General features: G+C 57.0%; 10 protein-coding genes. 6 read left to right on the forward strand and 4 right to left on the reverse strand.

The features are described from left to right. The first annotated feature begins 211 nt into the window (after positions 1 to 211). Positions 212 to 2,644, forward strand: a complete 2,433-nt coding sequence (locus tag OSO_RS0102715; protein ID WP_010582020.1) for a bifunctional serine/threonine-protein kinase/formylglycine-generating enzyme family protein — start codon at positions 212 to 214, stop codon at positions 2,642 to 2,644. A 112-nt stretch (positions 2,645 to 2,756) separates the two neighbouring features. Here the strand turns inward: OSO_RS0102715 and OSO_RS50565 are convergent, their stop codons facing one another. Beyond that, positions 2,757 to 2,927 (reverse strand): hypothetical protein, encoded by a 171-nt coding sequence (locus OSO_RS50565; protein ID WP_157604972.1) that lies wholly within the window; start codon positions 2,925 to 2,927, stop codon positions 2,757 to 2,759. 111 nt (positions 2,928 to 3,038) lie between these two features. Between OSO_RS50565 and trpB the strand changes: the two genes are divergently transcribed. Together trpB and trpA are read left to right on the forward strand one after the other, a co-directional pair. Further along, on the forward strand, positions 3,039 to 4,280 hold the full coding sequence (trpB, locus tag OSO_RS0102725; protein ID WP_010582021.1) for a tryptophan synthase subunit beta: 1,242 nt from the start codon (positions 3,039 to 3,041) through the stop codon (positions 4,278 to 4,280). 63 nt (positions 4,281 to 4,343) lie between these two features. Then, entirely contained in the window at positions 4,344 to 5,165 is an 822-nt protein-coding gene (gene trpA / locus OSO_RS0102730) for a tryptophan synthase subunit alpha (RefSeq protein ID WP_010582022.1), read from the forward strand. 115 nt (positions 5,166 to 5,280) lie between these two features. Here trpA and OSO_RS0102735 read toward each other — a convergent pair whose 3' ends face one another. Further along, on the reverse strand, positions 5,281 to 6,231 hold the full coding sequence (locus tag OSO_RS0102735; protein WP_010582023.1) for a sugar phosphate isomerase/epimerase family protein: 951 nt from the start codon (positions 6,229 to 6,231) through the stop codon (positions 5,281 to 5,283). A gap of 260 nt (positions 6,232 to 6,491) precedes the next feature. Between OSO_RS0102735 and OSO_RS0102740 the strand changes: the two genes are divergently transcribed. The 3 genes from OSO_RS0102740 (at position 6,492) to OSO_RS0102750 (ending at position 14,058) form a co-directional block, all read left to right on the forward strand. Further along, a complete protein-coding gene (locus tag OSO_RS0102740) occupies positions 6,492 to 7,184 on the forward strand; it encodes an ABC transporter ATP-binding protein (RefSeq protein ID WP_029246570.1) in 693 nt (230 codons plus the stop codon). An 82-nt stretch (positions 7,185 to 7,266) separates the two neighbouring features. Further along, a complete protein-coding gene (locus OSO_RS0102745; RefSeq protein ID WP_010582025.1) occupies positions 7,267 to 8,703 on the forward strand; it encodes an amidohydrolase in 1,437 nt (478 codons plus the stop codon). Positions 8,704 to 8,928: 225 nt separating this feature from the next. Then, positions 8,929 to 14,058: a PVC-type heme-binding CxxCH protein gene (locus tag OSO_RS0102750; RefSeq protein ID WP_010582026.1), complete on the forward strand. Its 5,130-nt coding sequence runs from the start codon at positions 8,929 to 8,931 to the stop codon at positions 14,056 to 14,058. 140 nt (positions 14,059 to 14,198) lie between these two features. Here the strand turns inward: OSO_RS0102750 and tsaD are convergent, their stop codons facing one another. Together tsaD and OSO_RS41890 are read right to left on the reverse strand one after the other, a co-directional pair. Further along, a complete protein-coding gene (tsaD, locus tag OSO_RS0102755; RefSeq protein ID WP_010582027.1) occupies positions 14,199 to 15,260 on the reverse strand; it encodes a tRNA (adenosine(37)-N6)-threonylcarbamoyltransferase complex transferase subunit TsaD in 1,062 nt (353 codons plus the stop codon). Positions 15,261 to 15,269: 9 nt separating this feature from the next. Beyond that, positions 15,270 to 17,849: a DUF255 domain-containing protein gene (locus tag OSO_RS41890; protein WP_162130505.1), complete on the reverse strand. Its 2,580-nt coding sequence runs from the start codon at positions 17,847 to 17,849 to the stop codon at positions 15,270 to 15,272. Positions 17,850 to 17,942 lie beyond the last annotated feature (93 nt).

Raw genomic sequence — 17,942 nt, forward strand, 5'->3', positions numbered from 1 at the left:
CGAGGTCGCACACCGTCCAATTGAAGGTTTTGGGGAAATCGCGCGGGCGTTGAGATTCGAGACGGACCAATTGATTTGGCGTCTGTGGCTTCGTGTTGGCGTCGTCACCCGTCACCTCGTATCATGCACGGGACAAGACGTCCCACGACGTCTTGGTGATGAGCCTGGTACATGGTGTGTCTAACAGAATGAGAGTGAGAAGGCTGCCTTCATGTCGAGTGGCGACCTACAGTTCGAGGATCTGCAGGATCTTGTCGGACGCGAACTTGACGGGCGTTACGTCCTCGAAAAATTCATCGATCGAGGCGGCTATGGGGCCGTGTACCGGGGAAATGACAAGAAATTCAATCAGTCTGTGGCCATCAAGGTCGGACTGTCGTCGCGCGAGTTCATGAAAGAAGCGCGACTTGCGGCCGAAGTGAAGCACAATCACATCGTCCAGGTCAGCGATTTCGGCAGCGACAAAGGGATTGCCTATCTTGTCATGGAGTTTCTTCATGGCGAAGACCTCGAAAAGCTGTTCAAGAAACAAGGCTCGCGGCTCAGTCCCGAGCAACTTCGTAAATTTGTGAACGAAGTCGGTGACGCGCTGGCTTATGCGCATGCCGATCAACTGATCCATCGTGATTTGAAACCACGAAACATCATTCTCCGCGAGCACGTCAGCAAAGCTGGAACGTCAACTGGAAATAGCAAGTTCGTGCTGCTGGACTTCGGAATCGCGGCAAAACTCGATTCGGAAGGAACTCAGCGTAATCGCACTCAGGACGGCGCCGGAACCGTCGAATACATGGCACCCGAACTTCTTGGCCGGGAACCGCGCGCCACGCCGCAGTCCGACATTTATGCGTTCGGCGTGATTCTCTATCAGATGTTGACGGGCCAGGTTCCATTTCCGCAAGCCGACACGTCCCATATGGCGCTTGCCGAATGTTTGAACGCCATTTGCCGCTCCGCGCCGCCTCCCTTTCGTGACGTGGCTCCAGACCGACACCATCCGCCCGCGATTGAAACGCTGGTAATGCAGTGTCTGGAGAAGGATCCCGCACGCCGTCCCGCCAGCATGAGCGAAGTGCGTGAGCGATATCTCGAAGCGCACGACCGTGCGCAAAAGCGTCCGGTGACCGCCAAGAAGGTGACCCGCAACCTCGTCAACACGATCCGTCCAACGGATCTGATTGACGATGGCGAAGACGACGACGAACTTGAGCCGGCGGTTGTCCAGACGCTGGTGCGGACACCACCGCCTCGCAGTTCGGGTCTTGGTCCCTGGTTGTTCCTGCTGTTCGCGGCGCTCTGTGGTGGCGGATGGTATGCGTACAAGCAAATCACGATTCCGCCTGCCTCGGTGTCGCTGACAAATGACGCGGGAAACGAAATCAGTCCCGACACCCCCGTCCTGATCGAAGCCGGAACGAGCGTCAAGCTAACGTACATTGTCGATCTTCATCGCAACGCGCCGCTCGATTTCGAAGTGGCCGAGAAGCCGCAGGGCGTCGACGTGGCATTGACGAATGGCCCCCTGCCTGGAACGTCGCAGTATGTGACAATTTCCGTCACCGACCTGAATCCCAAAATCATTGAGCCACTTCCGATCGTGTTGCGGGCCTACGAGCCAGGGGGTTCGAAGTCGTGGGAACGTCACGTCAAAATCTCGATCGGTCGACCGTCCCTGTCCTGGTGGCCGACAGAACTGAACAAGCTCAAATTCAGCGAATCTCCCGATTCGCGCCGGGTCAAATTGGGCGGTAAGATCTTCGCCACGATCATTCAGCGTGATGTCGCTGGCCATTCGGTTCGCTTTCGCTTGATACCCGCGAAACGAATCGACGACCGAAGCGTCGACACGTTTTACATCATGGAACGGCTCGTCACGAATCAGATGTTCAACGAATTCGCCAAAGAAAACGTCGATTTCGAGCTGACGCCGCGAAAGCCCGATGAACGAACTTGGGAGAGAACAGACCTGACCGAAAGTCCGGTCACCGACATCTGCGTTCTTGAAGCTCAAAAGTTTGCCTGGTGGCTCGGAGGACCTCAGATTGCCACGCTACCGTCGACGCTGGAATGGGAACTCGCGGCGGGCTACCGAGACTTTATCCGGATCATCAAAGAGAAAAACGGCGAGACTTCAATCGAGAATATCGGCGACGACAAGCTTCGTGATTTCAAGCGAGTGAAATTCGAAGGTCATCCCCTCGGCGCGACAGCTTGGATTGGCGTAGGCCCGACTCTAGGACTGTACCAGGATGTCGATGGCGAACAGTTGAATGAGAGATCCCCCTACGGATGCCTTTTCCCACCGCTTCCCGATGGACGTCGCGCCATCGAATTCACAAGTAGCCTCAATAATACACTCAGCTTCAAAACCTCCGATCTGCGGATCATCTGTCAGCACGGAATTCCCAATCAACACGATCCCGTCTTGAAGGACTATTCCGCCGTGATGCGTGGTGCCAAAGAGGCCACGGACGAAAAAGAGATTCAATGGGTGACGGAATATCAGGGCTCGCTGAAGATCAAGACGGATAGTGACCTCACCGATGAAGTCGGCGAATGTCCACTTCGCGTGATCGATCGACCTGACGGTCGCAAGTCCTCCTGGAGCTTCCGGGTGGTCCTGTTGCCCGATATCTCGCCTTGAAAGCCGGCCTTTCCTGTGTCGGCAGAAATCGCCGACGCGAACATTCTGAGATCTTCGACTGGGAACTTCGGGATGCGTCGCGAACTTCTCGAATGTCGCGAGTGTCCCGAAATCAGAATCCCTGTCGATCGTCATCGTCGCCAGTGACGTGGGGACTTCCCGCGTCCATCATGCCGGTCGCAACGAATGAGGCTTGCTCATAAACGCGTAAGAAGGTCCGCCGGAATTTGTTTCCGGTGGCGCTGGCGGTTACAATCCACGGCTTGCCCGAATACGTTTTCATGAAATCGATCGGCCTTTCTCGTCGATGTGAACAGGGACAACCCTTTGTCCCAAGATTGGCCTTGTACGTGAACTTGCGTCTGTTCTCCTGAATTGTACTTGAAGGTTGACTATGTCAGTTGCTTCGTCCAAAGCTCCGTCTTCAACGCTCGGCCCTGCGACGTCTCAAGTCCCCGACGCCGAAGGCCGGTTTGGAGAATTCGGACGACGGTTTGTCCCGGAAACTCTGATGCACGCTCTAGAAGAGCTCACAGTGGAGTATGCCAAGGCCAAAGCCGATCCAGAGTTCCAAAAGCAACTGGACGGATTGCTACGAACATTCGTCGGTCGCCCCAATCCTCTGTATTTCGCCGAGCGTTTGACCAAGGAATGTGGTGGAGCCCAGATCTACTTCAAACGTGAAGATTTGAATCATACGGGCGCTCACAAGATCAATAACACCATCGGTCAGACGCTGCTGACGCTTCGGATGGGAAAGAAACGAGTCATCGCGGAGACAGGTGCCGGACAGCATGGGGTCGCGACGGCCACCGCCTGTGCGCGATTCGGTTTGCCATGCGTCGTGTATATGGGTGAAGAAGACATTCGTCGACAGAAACTCAATGTCTTCATCATGCGCACCATGGGGGCCGAAGTACGACCGGTGACAAGTGGATCGCGGACGCTGCGTGATGCCATCAATGAAGCGATGCGTGACTGGATGGCGTCTGTCGACGACACGCATTACATCCTGGGCTCGGTCGTGGGGCCGCATCCGTTTCCCATGATCGTACGTGACTTTCAGTCGGTCATCGGACGTGAATCGCGAGCACAATGCCTGGAAACGACAGGACGCCTTCCCAGCGAAGTCGTGGCCTGCGTCGGGGGCGGCTCAAATTCAGCCGGGATGTTCTACCCGTTCGTCGACGATACGGATGTCGAACTGACCGGAGTGGAGCCCGGTGGACGCGGTCCCAAACCCGGTGATCACGCCGGTACGCTGTCGTACGGCAGTAAAGGGATCCTTCACGGCACCTATAGCTACGTCCTGCAGGATGCGGACGGTCAAACATCCGATGTGCACTCCATTTCCGCGGGGCTCGACTATCCCGGTGTCGGGCCAGAGCACGCCTATTGGAAAGATACCGGTCGCGTGCGGTATCTCACCATTGGCGACGAACAGGCACTCGCAACCGTCCGCCACGTGGCTCGGACCGAAGGGATCCTTCCCGCCCTCGAGAGTTCGCACGCCATTGCTTATGCCCTGGATCGTGCCAAACAGCGGCCTGCGTCCGACATCATCGTGGTTTGTCTGTCGGGACGCGGAGATAAAGACGTCAACGAGGTGGCCCGCCTGACGGGACAAGAGCTCTAAGAGACCTCGCCCGCCATTCGTCGAGACTCATTTTCAACACGCTCGAACTGCTGAAAGCCTACTGTGTCCGAAGCCACCCGAATCGCGTCGACATTCTCTGCACTCAAATCTGCCGACCGCATGGCGTTCATGCCTTTTATCGCGGCAGGCGACCCGGATGTGGCGACCACAGCCAAAATCCTGCGTGAACTGGCATCGGCAGGGGCCGACTTGATCGAGATCGGGTTTCCCTACAGTGATCCGATCGCGGATGGTCCGGTGATTCAGGCCTCATACACGCGTGCTCTGTCAAAGCAGGTCAAGCTCAAAGAGATCTTTGAGATGCTGTCCTCGGTCAGTGGCGAAATTTCTGCTCCGCTGGTCGGCATGGTCTCGTACGCAATTATTTTCCGATATGGGACTGAAAACTTCGTCAAACAGGCACGTTCATCCGGCCTGGCGGGACTGATCGTGCCTGATCTACCCGGCGACGAAGCCGCAACATTTGCCGCGATGATGGCGAATGAAAAGCTGGATTTAATCCAATTGATCGCCCCGACAACTCCACCAGAACGTGCGGTCAAAATCCTGCAGCGTGCCACCGGATTTGTCTATTGCATCGCAGTCTCGGGAACAACCGGAGTCCGGAAGGAACTCGCGCCGCATCTGGCCGACATGCTGAAGTCACTTCGATCGCAAACGAACCTGCCCTTGGCCGTTGGATTTGGAATCAGCGGTCCAGATCAGATCGAGCATCTTCGCGGCAAGGCCGACGGTGTGATTGTTGGCTCGGCCATCGTGAAGCTTCTGGAACCGCTGTCGGTCGCGGGTACCGACACTACTTCCGTGATCCGATCGGTCGGCGACTTCACGCGATCCCTGGCCAAAGCCGCGCATCGCGAGTGACTGCTTTGCCGATGGTGCGTCGTTCCACGCATGACAGAGGATTCAAGGTTTGAGCCCCGCACAAGTGCCAGGGCTCAAACCTTTTGAATTATCCAGACGATGCGTGACGTTTCGATCAAGAAATCAGTCCTCGAAGCGTCTTCAGATGCCGTGGAACCGCGACAAACGGGTCTTCGTCAGACTCGTACTCCAGGACCAGGAAGCCGCGGTACGTCGCGTCTTTCAGAATCTTGACCACGCGAGCAAGGTCTGCGGGGGCTTTCTTTCCGCCAGCTACGATGTCGACCTTGACCTGTGCATTGATGGCGTACGGGGCAATCTCGATCATGTCGGCATACGGATCGTCCGTATGAAAGTTCCCTCCGTCAAAATTCACGCCGAACCATGGCGACGGCTTCACCGCGCGAATGATCTTCAGCATCTGCGCGGGGGTCGACGTGATTCCATGATGATTTTCGAGTGCCAGGCAGACACCCCTTGTCGCGGCATAGTCGAGCGATTGATTGATCGCGTCAACACACCGCTCGCGTGCCGCGTCTTCGCTGTCGCCTTTGGGGATATTCCCTGCAAAAATGCGAATGACGGGTGCGCCGATCGCGGCGGAATAGTCGATCCAGTCACGGCACATCTTCAGATTTTCGTCCCGCGCCTCTCCTGGTGGCAAGCAGAAGTCATTGCCAATGGCGGTCCCCGAAATATCCAGTCCCAGCCGGAACGTTCGCTCTTTCAGACTCATCAGATACTCATTCGTGATCTCTTTCGGAAAGTAGTACGCCGTCAGTTCGGTTCCGTCGAGGTCATGTTCGGCGCAGAAATCGATGAACTTCTCCAGCGTATACTTCGCCTGGGCGAGTTGTTCGGGTGTTCCGCGTCGCGTCAGCAACTTTGAGAACGAGTAGGCCGCCAGGCTGAGCTTCATGTGCGATTTGCCATTTCGCAGCGGTGAATCGGCAGCGGAAAGCGGCCGCTGGGCACCCGCCGTGGCGGCCAATGCCGAGAATCCCGCAATTCCCTGTCCCATGAATCGTCGGCGTGATAACGAGTGACCAGAATTCCCTGCGTCCATGAATCATCCTGCCAAGTAAAGTCGTGGTGTTTTCATCAGACTGTACGCACATGTCCGTCATGGAAAACGGCCCCGGCTTCGTCTTTGGTGATTTCATCAAGGGATCAGCATCGCGGACGAAACCTTGCTTTCCGCGAATATTGTGGTCGCGTTTTCCTGATGGTGGAAGCGAGTCACTGGAAATGCGCGAGGCGGCCGTTCAAGATGCACATCACATAACAGCAATGATTGGCCGAGACTTTTCACCGGGAACTGGCGGAATGACCAACTCGTCTCCGACTCTGGTCGTCGAACAACTGACAAAAGATTATGCGACACCCGCCGGACCGCTCACGATTCTGCGCGGCTTTGACCTGCAGATGTCACGCGGCGAAGCACTGGCCATCACCGGACCGTCCGGGTCCGGAAAGAGCACCTTGCTATATTTACTCGGTGCACTCGACGCACCGACGACAGGTCGCATCCGGCTCGAGGGACAGTCTCCCTTTCAGCTCAACGAGAAACAACAGGCCCATTTTCGAAACGCCAAGATCGGATTTGTATTTCAAGATCACCACTTGCTGCCGCAATGTACGGTGCTCGAGAACGTCTTGATTCCAATGCTCGCGGGGTCGGGTGCGGATGCCCAAGCTGAAACTCGCGCCCGCCAATTGCTGCAGCGCGTGGGACTCGCCGATCGATTGACACATTATCCATCGCAATTGTCAGGGGGCGAACACCAGCGAGTCGCCGTCTGTCGAGCCCTCATTAACCAACCCGTGCTGCTGCTGGCCGACGAACCCACCGGAAACCTGGACCCGATCACGGCAGAAAGTGTCGGCTCATTGCTGCTCGACCTCAATCGCGAACAAAACACCTTGCTGATCTGTGTGACGCACAGCCAGGAACTGGCAAGCCGATTCCCGCGTCATTGTGAATTGAAAGAGGGACGACTCGAAGAACAACAGAAGTAACTGCGCGTCACAGGCGGCTTTGCGGTCGCATCCTCAAAGCCGCCTGACAGCCGAGACGCGAATTGAAGAAGGGATTCCCACAATGCTCCGCTGCGTCGCCGTCCTATTGTGCATGCTGCTGCTCTCTGAATCTGTGTTCGCACAAAAAGAGAAACTGTCGGAGAGCATCGTTCGTCGCGAGGCGTCATCCTGGGACTTGGCGTTGAAAATCTGGGCCTTGGCAGAACCCGGATATCAGGAAATCGAATCGGCGAGACTGCTCGCGGACGTCCTGGAACAGGCCGGTTTTCAAGTCAAACGCGGCGTCGCGGAAATCCCCACCGCATTCACGGCCACCTTCGGCTCAGGCTCACCCGTGATCGCGATTCTCGGTGAGTACGACGCGTTACCCGGATTGTCTCAAGAAGCCACGACGGAACGGATGCCGCGCCCGTCTGGTACATACGGACATGCCTGCGGGCACCATCTGTTTGGAGTGGCATCCGCTTCTGCGGCGATCGCCTTGGCAGAACAGATTGCCGCAAAGCAATTGACGGGCACCGTGCGATTCTATGGCTGTCCTGCGGAAGAGGGCGGTAGCGGAAAAGCCTTCATGGTGCGCGCGGGACTCTTCCATGATTGCGACGCGGCACTCCATTGGCATCCATCCTCACGAAACACGGCCGGCGATTCGTCGTGCCTCGCACGCGCCGCCGTCAAATTTCGCTTTCATGGACTAAGTGCGCACGCGGCAGGTTCACCGGAACTCGGACGATCGGCGCTGGACGCCATTGAACTGACCTGTCACGCCTCGGAACTGATGCGTGAACATACGCCCGATCTGACGCGGATCCACCATGTCATCACCAGCGGAGGCGGTGCCCCCAACGTCGTTCCTGATTTCGCCGAAGTTTTCTTTTACGTCCGCCATCCCAAGGCGGAAATCGTGCGTGAGCTCTATCCGCGGCTCGTCAAATGTGCCCAGGCCGGTGCGCTCGCCACGGAAACCAAGCTGGAAGAACAGTATCTCGGCGGGACGATGGAACTGCTGCCCAATGACCGCCTGGCCGAGATTGCACTCGCGAATCTCAAGCAGTTGAACGATCTTAAGTACGACGCGACACAGGCCCAATTTGCACAACGCATCAGCGAAACGCTTGCCAGACCACAGCCGCTCGATTCCATCGCTCAGGTCAGCGACACGAGCGGCGAAGTGGGCAAAGGCTCGACGGATGTCGGAGACGTCTCGTGGGTCATTCCAACCGCAGGTTTCACGACGGCCTGCTTTGTCCCAGGAACCGCATCACACTCCTGGCAGGCCGTGGCGGCGGGCGGGACAACGATTGGAAAGCAAGGAATGCAACTGGCGGCGCGAACGATGGCGGCGACCGTCTGGGACTTGCTCAAGCAACCTGAAATCGTCACCCAGGCAAAGGCCGAGCATGCCAGACGCCTTGCCGGGCGGAAATACGAACCGCTGATCTTACCCAACCAAAAGGCACCGCTTGACTACCGCAGAGTCTTGGAAAATCAGCCGTAGTCGATGTGTCATGACGATGTCGTGGTGTCGGGCGGCGCGACGTCTTGGATATATCGTTGCCATAGAGCAGGGGCTTCAGCCGGCCACGAACTCAATTCCTCCAGCCGCCGTCCGCCGCGATGCGGTTGTTCCTCGCGAAGTCCGAATTGATTGGTTACCGTGAGCAGCAGAAATCTCCTGCGACCGGTCTAGTTATCTGTTTCAACGCATGAAGGTAATTCCGGAATGAAGTGGTCTTTTTGCGCAATTGCCGTTTTGTCGTGTTGGTCGTCCGTTGCCCTAGCCCAAGCCAAACTGGAACTCAAGCCGGGTGATCACATTTGCATCGTGGGTGGGACTGTCGCCGAACGGATGCAACATTTTGGCAATCTGGAAGCGCAGATCCACGCCCGATTCCCCAAGCACGAACTGGTCTTTCGCAACCTCGCCTACAGCGGCGACGAGATCACCGGCTTCCGCGACGATACCAAACGGCTGCGGTCGCGCGATTTCGGCAGCCATGATCAATGGTTGAGCGGCAATGCGCCCTGCCCGCAACCGACGAAACTGTCGCCGCGGGATGCCGGAAAGACTCAAGAAAATCGTTTTGAACTGACCAATACCAAGGCCGATGTCGTCTTTGCGCTCTACGGCTACAACGAATCGTTTGCGGGCCCGGCGGGTCTCGACGCTTTTCGTCAGAATGTTGACGCGTTTATCAAGCACACCCTTGCGCAGCAGTACAACGGCAAGTCCGCTCCGCGGTTGGTGCTGATTGCACCAATGGCCCACGAACGTCTCAGTGATCCGAACCTTCCGACCGCAGAACAGGTTGATGTCGCCAATGCGCGCCTCAAGTTGTATGCGGACGCGATGGGCGAAGTGGCAAAGTCCAATTCGATTCCCTTCGTCGATCTGTTTGCCGCGACCTTGACCGCCGATCGGGCGGCGGTTGGCAATTCCAGTTCTGCTGTGAAGTCGTCAGCTCGTACGATCAACGGCATTCACCAGACTCCGCACGGCGATTCGATCATCGCGTCGATCATCACGCAAAGCCTGTTCGGTGCCGGACCGGCGTCCAGCGAAAGCTTCAAGCCACTGCTGGCTGCCGTCAACGACAAGAATTTCTACTGGTACAACCGCTATCGCGTGACGGACGGCTATTCCACGTACGGTGATCGAGCGTTTCTCAAGTTTGCCGAAGGGCCGGGCGGCTACGGCGACGGACTTTCAAACTACTCGGTCGCACAGCGCGAATTGATGACGCTCGACGTTCAAACATCCAACCGGGACAAGGTTGTCTGGGCCGCCGCGCAAGGAAAAATCATCGCTCCGGTCGACGACAACTTGCCGGAATTCCTTGAGGTTATCTCGAATAAGCCCGGTCCGCTCGAAGGAGGAAAACACCTATTCCTGTCGGGCGAAGAAGCAATTAGCAAGATGACCACGGCAAAGAATATTAAGGTTGAACTGTTTGCCGACGAAGGCATGTTTCCCGAGCTGATCAATCCCGTGCAAATGGCGTTCGACACCAAAGGCCGCCTCTGGGTGGCAACGTGGCCGACCTATCCGCACTGGAAGCCGACCACGCAGATGAATGACAGTCTGCTGATTCTCGAAGACACCAACAACGATGGCAAGGCGGATCAGTGCAAGACGTTCGCAGGTGACCTGCACAACCCCACCGGATTCGAGTTCTGGGGCGGGGGAGTTCTGGTCGCACAAGGACCTGATTTACTCTTCTTGAAAGACACCAACGGCGACGACAAATACGACATCAAGGAACGCGTCGTTCATGGATTCGACACTGCGGACACCCATCACACGATCAATAGTTTCGCCGTCGATCCGGGCGGCGCGATGTACTTTCAGGAAGGGACATTCCACAACTCACAAATCGAAACGCCCTGGGGCGGCCCTCGTCGCGTGTCCAACGGAGCCGTCTTCCGCTTCGAACCACGCACTCAAAAGATCGACGTCTATGTGACATACGGGTTCGCCAACCCACATGGCCACGCCTTCAACGCCTGGGGCCAGGACATCGTTGTCGATGGAACGGGCTCGGTTCCTTACGACGCGACACTGTTTTCCAGTTACCTGGACTATCCGAACAAGCACGGCGGCACGCCCTCGGTCTACAAGCAACGGACTCGCCCCTGTCCGGCGATCGAATACCTTTCCAGCAGTCATTTTCCCGAAGAGATGCGAGGCAGCTTGCTGGTCGGTAACGTGATCGGGCTGCAAGGCATTCTGCAATACAAGGTGACGGAAGATGGCGGCAGCTATGGCGCGACCGAGTTTCCCGAGGTGCTCATCAGCTCCACCGATCCGCATTTCCGTCCGGCCGACATTGAAACGGCTCCCGATGGGACAATCTATTTCACCGATTGGCAGAACCCCATCATCGGCCACATGCAGCACAATCTTCGTGACCCCAACCGCGATCGGATTCACGGACGCGTGTACCGCCTGCGTTACGAAGGCCGCGACCTGATCAAGCCCGTTCCGATTGCCGGGCAGCCGATCGAAAAGTTGCTGGACGCCCTCAAGAATCCCGATGACAGGGTTCGTAGCCGAGCTCGAATTGAATTGTCGGCCCGCCCAACTAGCGACGTCATTGCCGCGACGACCAAGTGGCTCGCTGCGGTGGACAAAAACAATCCCAATGCCGAAGAGCATGTCCTCGAAGGCCTTTGGATTCATCAGCACCACAACGTGATCAATTCGACTCTGCTCGAACAGTGTTTGCGTGCGAAAGATCACCATGTGCGGTCGGCCGCGATCCGCGTCCTGCAGGCGTGGCGTGATCGCATCAGCAACACGCTCGATCTGCTCAAGCAGGCGGCGGCGGACCCGGCTCCGCGAGTTCGCTTGCAGGCGATGTGGGCGGCCAGCTTTCTGACACAGGCCGAAGCGACCGAAGTCGTGCTGATTGCACGAGAGAAGCCGGTCGATTCCTTCATCGACTACTTATCCGGTGAAGTCATGCGAACGCTTCAGCCCTATATGGACAAAGCCACGGCGGAACATCGCCGCGTTGCCTTTACGACCGAAGCCGGTGCACGGTTCTATCTGAAGAAGTTGTCAAATGACCAACTTCTTCACGAAAAGAAAGACAGACTCGTTTTGGCCGAAATCCTCAGCCGTTCTGGCATGCGGGACGAAGATCGCTCGGCCGCGGTCGCAGGACTCGCCCAGCTTGACGGCAAATCGGCCAGCTCCATTGTGATCGACGCCATCAACGCGCTCGACGCGAAAAAAACCAATACAGATGTGACAGTTGTCTTCGATCTGGTCCGTCAACTGACGGGCCGAAGCGCGGCGGAACTGGGGACGGCACGAGCCGAACTCGAAAAGCTAGCTGTATCGGCAAAGCAGCCCGTCTTCCGCCAAATTGGCTTTGTGTCCTTGATCAATGTCGATGGAAGTATCGACAAAGCCTGGGCTCTGGCGACATCGGACGTTCAACGGTTGCTCGATTTCGTAAATGCGATGCCACTCATCAGCGATGCCTCGGTCCGCGCCAGTCTCTACGAGAAGGTCGAGCCACTCTTGAAGGGGTTGCCCGTGTCGCTGCAGAATGCAAAGGCGACTGGGACGGTCGGCCGCTATGTCCGCATCGAACTTCCTCGGAAGGGAACACTCACCCTGGCAGAAGTCGAAGTGATCAGCGGAGGCACCAACGTGGCCCGTCGTGGAAAGGCCAGCCAGAAAAACGTCAGTGCGGGGGGCGTCGCCAGTCGCGGAATCGATGGCAACAAATCCGGCATCTATGGCGATGGCGGCCAGACGCACACCGAGGAAGAGACCGTGGACCCCTGGTGGGAAGTCGATCTGGGTGAGTCGTATCCAATCGATCAGATCAATATTTACAACCGAACCGAGATCCCCGATCGCCTGAAGAACTTTACCCTGCTGGTACTCGACGAAACCCGTGCAGAAGTCGTCAAGCGAGAAAAGTTGGCCGCTCCGAAGGTCAGTGTTTCAATCCCGCTCGAAGGCGGCGGTTCCGGCTCACTGGTTCGTCGCGCCGCCATGTCGGCCCTGACGTACGTCCGCGGACAAGAGTCCAAAACCTTTGCCCTGCTAAGCCCCTTCCTGCAGGATGATGTCGAACGCGGCAGTGCCATTCGCGCTATGCAGCGATTGCCTCAATCGTCATGGCCTAAAGATGCAGCCCCGGGCCTCATCGGCGTTTTGATCGCTTCGATCCAGAAAATTCCGACTGCCGAACGAACATCGAACTCGGCTCTCGAGACGCTCGAGTTTGCCGATGCGCTGTCGACGCTTCTTCCGCCGGACGAATCCAAAAGGACGCGAGCCACGCTCAGCGAACTGGGGGTGCGAGTCATCAAGATCGGGACCATCTTCGAAAAGATGGCCTTCGACAAGGATGTCATCGCGATCGCCGCGGGAAAGCCAGTTGAGTTCCTGCTCGACAACAGCGACTTGATGCCGCACAACTTCGTTATTACCCGCCCGGGAAGCCTCGAAGAAATCGGTCTCTTGTCGGAAACCAATGCCCAGCAGCCTGGCTTCGCGGAAAAGAGCTACGTACCTCAATCTGACAACGTGCTGGCGAAAAGCACTCTGATGCAACCACGCGATACCCAGCGAGTCAGCTTCACCGCACCGACTCAGCCTGGGGTTTACCCCTTTGTCTGTACCTACCCTGGACACTGGCGTCGCATGTACGGCGCCCTGTATGTCGTGGCCGATCTGGACGCGTATCTTGCGAATCCGGATGCGTATCTGGCGGCGAACAAGATCGAAGCCCAAGACGCCTACCTGAAAGACCGTCGTCCACGAACCGAATGGAAAGTGGAAGATCTCGCGGATGTGATCAGCTCCCTTTCTTCAGCCCCGGGACATGACGAACATCAACACGCCATGCCGAGCTACGGCAACGGCAAGCAACTGTTTACGGTCGCCAACTGCGTCGGATGCCACAAACTGGACGGTGCGGGACGTGAATTTGGCCCCGATCTGACGAAACTGGAAGCGAAATGGTCGAGCGTCGATATTCTGAAAGAGATCCTCGACCCGTCGGCCAAAATCAACGAGAAGTATCAAACGAACGTGATCGAACTTGCCAGCGGGAAAACCGTCACCGGGCTGGTTGTCGAAGAAACTCCTGATGTCATCAAGCTCGTCGAAAATCCGCTCGTGAAAGCCGATCCAATCGTGATCAAACGCGGTGACGTCGTCGAACGCACCAAATCCAAGGTCTCGATCATGCCGAAAGGGCTGCTCGACAAGCTGAGCCGTGATGAAATCCTGGATCTCGTCGCCTACGTGAATGCACGTGGAAACAAGAATCATCCCGCGTTCAAGGCCGGTGGCGAGCACGGAGGACACGGGGGACACAAGCATTAGGCCAATTGGCGATCGTGTCCTTCATTGGCTCTGACAATTTCGCTTGCCGCGTGGCCCCCCCAATGCGGCAAGCGTTTTTTGTTCACGACGCGAGCATGACGCGCGATCGAGACTCGGGATCGGCCAATCGCAAGAACGCGTCAGCGTTTGCGGACCAAGCCGGGCGTCACATCCAGATCCAGGGGAGACGTCATACCTCGCTCCCACAATTCCCAGCCCAGCGCTCCCATCGCCGCGTTGTCCGTGCAGTGCTCACGCTCGGCAATGATCAACTGCACGTTCCGACGATGGGCCATCTCGGCGAGACTCTGCCGAAAGACTCCGTTCGCTGCGACGCCGCCCCCGACGAGTAGTGTCGAGCGTCCCGTCTTCCGCAACGCCTGTTCGCACTTGCCAACCAGAACCTCGACGGCTGCTGCCTGAAAACTCGCCGCAAGGTCGGCCACGCGCTGCGGGGTCAATGGCGGAGGTTGAATTCGTGCCCCCGGCGTCCCTTTGGCCGCGTAAAGCACGGCCGTCTTGAGGCCACTGAAGCTGAAGTCCAGCCGTTCTTCATTGAGAAACGGGCGTGGAAAATTCACCGCATCAGGACGGCCCTGACTGCCGATTTTTTCAATCTGGGGCCCGCCGGGATACTCGAGTCCCAGAATCTGAGCGACCTTGTCGAATGCCTCGCCTGCAGCGTCATCAGTCGTCGATCCCAGCAGTTCAAACTCCACCGGCGAACGACAATCGTACAGGTTGGAATGGCCCCCACTGACAACAAATCCCACGGCAGGAAACACGTCCCGGCCCGCCGCCATTCGGCAGGCATAGATATGCGCCTCGATGTGATTGATCGCGAGCAGCGGAACATCCAGCACCAGTGCCAGTGTCTTGGCCGCAGTGAGTCCAACCAGGAGTGAGCCGACGAGCCCGGGGTGAGTTGTCACTGCGACGGCACCGATTTCAGCCAGCGTCACGTTCGCCTTGCGAAGTGCTTCGTCGATCACGGGCAGAATCCGCTCGAGATGTGCGCGCGAGGCAATTTCGGGAACGACACCGCCGAACCGTTCATGCAGTTCGTTCTGTGTTGCGACGATGTTCGACAGCACGTGCCGTTCACGATCGATCACGGCAGCGGCCGTCTCATCGCACGACGATTCAATCGCCAGCAGGTACCTGCCCTCGTCAGATCGCAGTTTCTCGAGATTCAAATTCATTCCAGCCGTTTATTTCTGAGCGTTTGCCGGAGGAGCAAATAACCGTGCATTGATCGATTTCACGGCTTCGCCCTTCTTCGCCGCCGCCAACTTCCCGGTCAGGCGAATACTCTTCGGTGGCTGGCATCCCGATTCGTTGCAGGCTTGATAGTTGATAACGATTTCCATTTCGTCGACCTGGCCCGCCGCCTTTTCGGGAACGGTTAACGTCCCGCGAATGGCAACTTCACCTTCGTAAACCATGGCATCCATGTCCTCGCCAGCAAACTTGAATCCGTGCCCGGCGGGGTATTTGATGTCGGAAAGCGTTGCACCCAGTTTCGACTTGAACGAGACCTTGGTCGGCTTCAAATAATCGGGTTGTGGGGGATTTGCATTGATGTGCCAGCCTTCTTTGATGTTCAACAAGACGATGAACTGGCAGGTCGCCCCTGCCGGCAGCTTGTCCGTGGACAGGCAGGCCCGCCCTTTGACCAGTTCTTCTTTCTTCTGGTTTCCCTCGTCTTTTTGTTCTGCAAGGATGATTAGCGGCTCATTCGATCCCGCGGTCTCGGCCCCCGCTGCCAAAACGACGGTCGATTCGTCTTCTGTCGCGCTGGTCTTTTCCTCGGCCGAGGCTTCCAAAACTTCCGCGGCAGCCAGCGCCAGGTTCGCATAACCGCGTGGAGCCTGCTCGATATTCGAGGCAAACAGTTCCACCGTAGCCCGTGCTTCATCCGCATAACTCGAGATTTTGGTCAGCGCAGCCAGCCGGATCAAGTTGCGAGCACTGACGCTATTTCCGGCCGGAACGACTCCATCAAAGCAATTCTTGGTGCGTGTAAGCAGTTCTTCGTGGTGATGGGACGTGAAGAAGAAACCGCCATTTGATTCGTCCAGGAACAACCGCAGCTGGTCATCCTGAAGTTGCTTCGCCACCTTCAGCCACTTCACATCTTCGGTCGCATCGTAGAGCGAAATCAGGCCGTCAATCAGGAAAGCATAGTCGTCCAGATAGGCATTCAACTTCGCCTGGCCTGAAGCATATGTGTGCAGCAGTCGTCCCTGAGAATCACGCGCCTTCGTCAGAATGAACTCTGCGGCACGAGCTGCGATTTCGACATACTCTGGATGGTTCAGCGGAGCGGCCGCGCGAGCGTAGGCGCCGATCATCAACCCGTTCCAGCAGGTCAGAAGTTTTTCATCACGCAAGGGCTTCTTACGTTTGTTGCGAACTTCGAGCAGCTTCTGGCGCGAGGACGTGAACTCGTCCTTTTCTGATCCCGTCGCCGACGCTGGCGTCGCCACCGCTTTGATCGCTTCCGCTTTGGGCAGTCGCTTTTGTGACAACCGAAGGACGTTTCCATGTTCGAAGTCGGACAGTTCCTTGACGCGGTAAGCTTCCTTGAAGGCCGCGGCCGATCGCCCCAGGATATGATCGATCTCCGTCGCGTCCCAAACGTAGAATTCGCCTTCAATGCCGTTCGTTTCCGCGTCAATCGCAGAATAGAATCCCCCTTCAGGGGCCGTTAGATCACGGGCAACAAACTCGAACAGCTCTTCCGCAACTTGCTTGTGCAGTGGTTGGTGTGATGTTCGATACGCTTCGGCATAGACGTCGGCGAGCTGCGCCTGGTCGTAAAGCATCTTTTCGAAGTGTGGAACGTCCCAGCGGCGATCGACCGAATATCGATGGAATCCCCCCCCAACGTGATCGCGAATCCCGCCACAGGCCAATTGCAGCAGCGTGACATCCAATAGTTTCGAGACATCTTCGTTTGGGCTGCGATAGAGCATTTGTTGCAGGAACGACAGCTTGGTCGGCGTGGGAAATTTCGGTCCGTCCGGACGGTTTGGATTGAAATCGATTCCGCCAAATTCCGGATCAAAACTCCCCGCGACGGCGGCAAACACCGATTCCACCAGCTTGGCGTTCACTTCCACCGGCTTTAGCGACAACTTCGGCCGCATCAGTCGTCGAGTCTCATTCGCCACGATGTCAGCGTTGCCAACCATCTGTTCATGATTGTTCTTCCACAAGTCCGTCAGCTTGGCCAGGATCGCGGGGAACCCCTCGTTCCCTTCCGTCGCTTCCGGTGGGAAGTAGGTTCCTCCGGCAATCGGTTTCCCATCGGGGGTCAAGAACATCGAGAGCGGCCAACCACCACTGGCGGGTGCCTTGATCGCCTGATAATAAACTTGCAATGCCGTCATGTAGATGTCGTCGACATCGGGACGTTCTTCACGGTCGACCTTAATGCAGACAAAATCTTGGTTGAGCGTCTTGGCGATCGCCTCGTTCATGAAGACTTTTCGCTCCATGACGTGGCACCAGTAACAACTGCTGTAGCCGACAGAAAGGAAAATCATCTTTCCTTCCTTCTTGGCCTTCTCGAACGCTTCCGGTCCCCAGGGGTACCAATCTACAGGGTTGTGAGCGTGCAGCAGCAGATACGGGCTCGTTTCTTTGGCCAGCCGATTGGGCTTGGACTTCTCTTTGCCTGCTGCGTTCACTCCGTCGACGGCCACGGAGGCGCGCAGAAACATTCCCACAACCACGGAACTGATCACAACAATTTTGAGCCAGTGAGGAATTCTCATCTGTTGCATGTCGCATCCTGCCTTTTTCGCCGCAATGCCTTCGTCGGAAACCTGTTCCCCCCGGAAGACGGAACCGCCCAATTCTAAGTTCCCCGTTGTATT

The organism is Schlesneria paludicola DSM 18645 (genome assembly GCF_000255655.1).
GTDB classification, from domain to species: domain Bacteria; phylum Planctomycetota; class Planctomycetia; order Planctomycetales; family Planctomycetaceae; genus Schlesneria; species Schlesneria paludicola.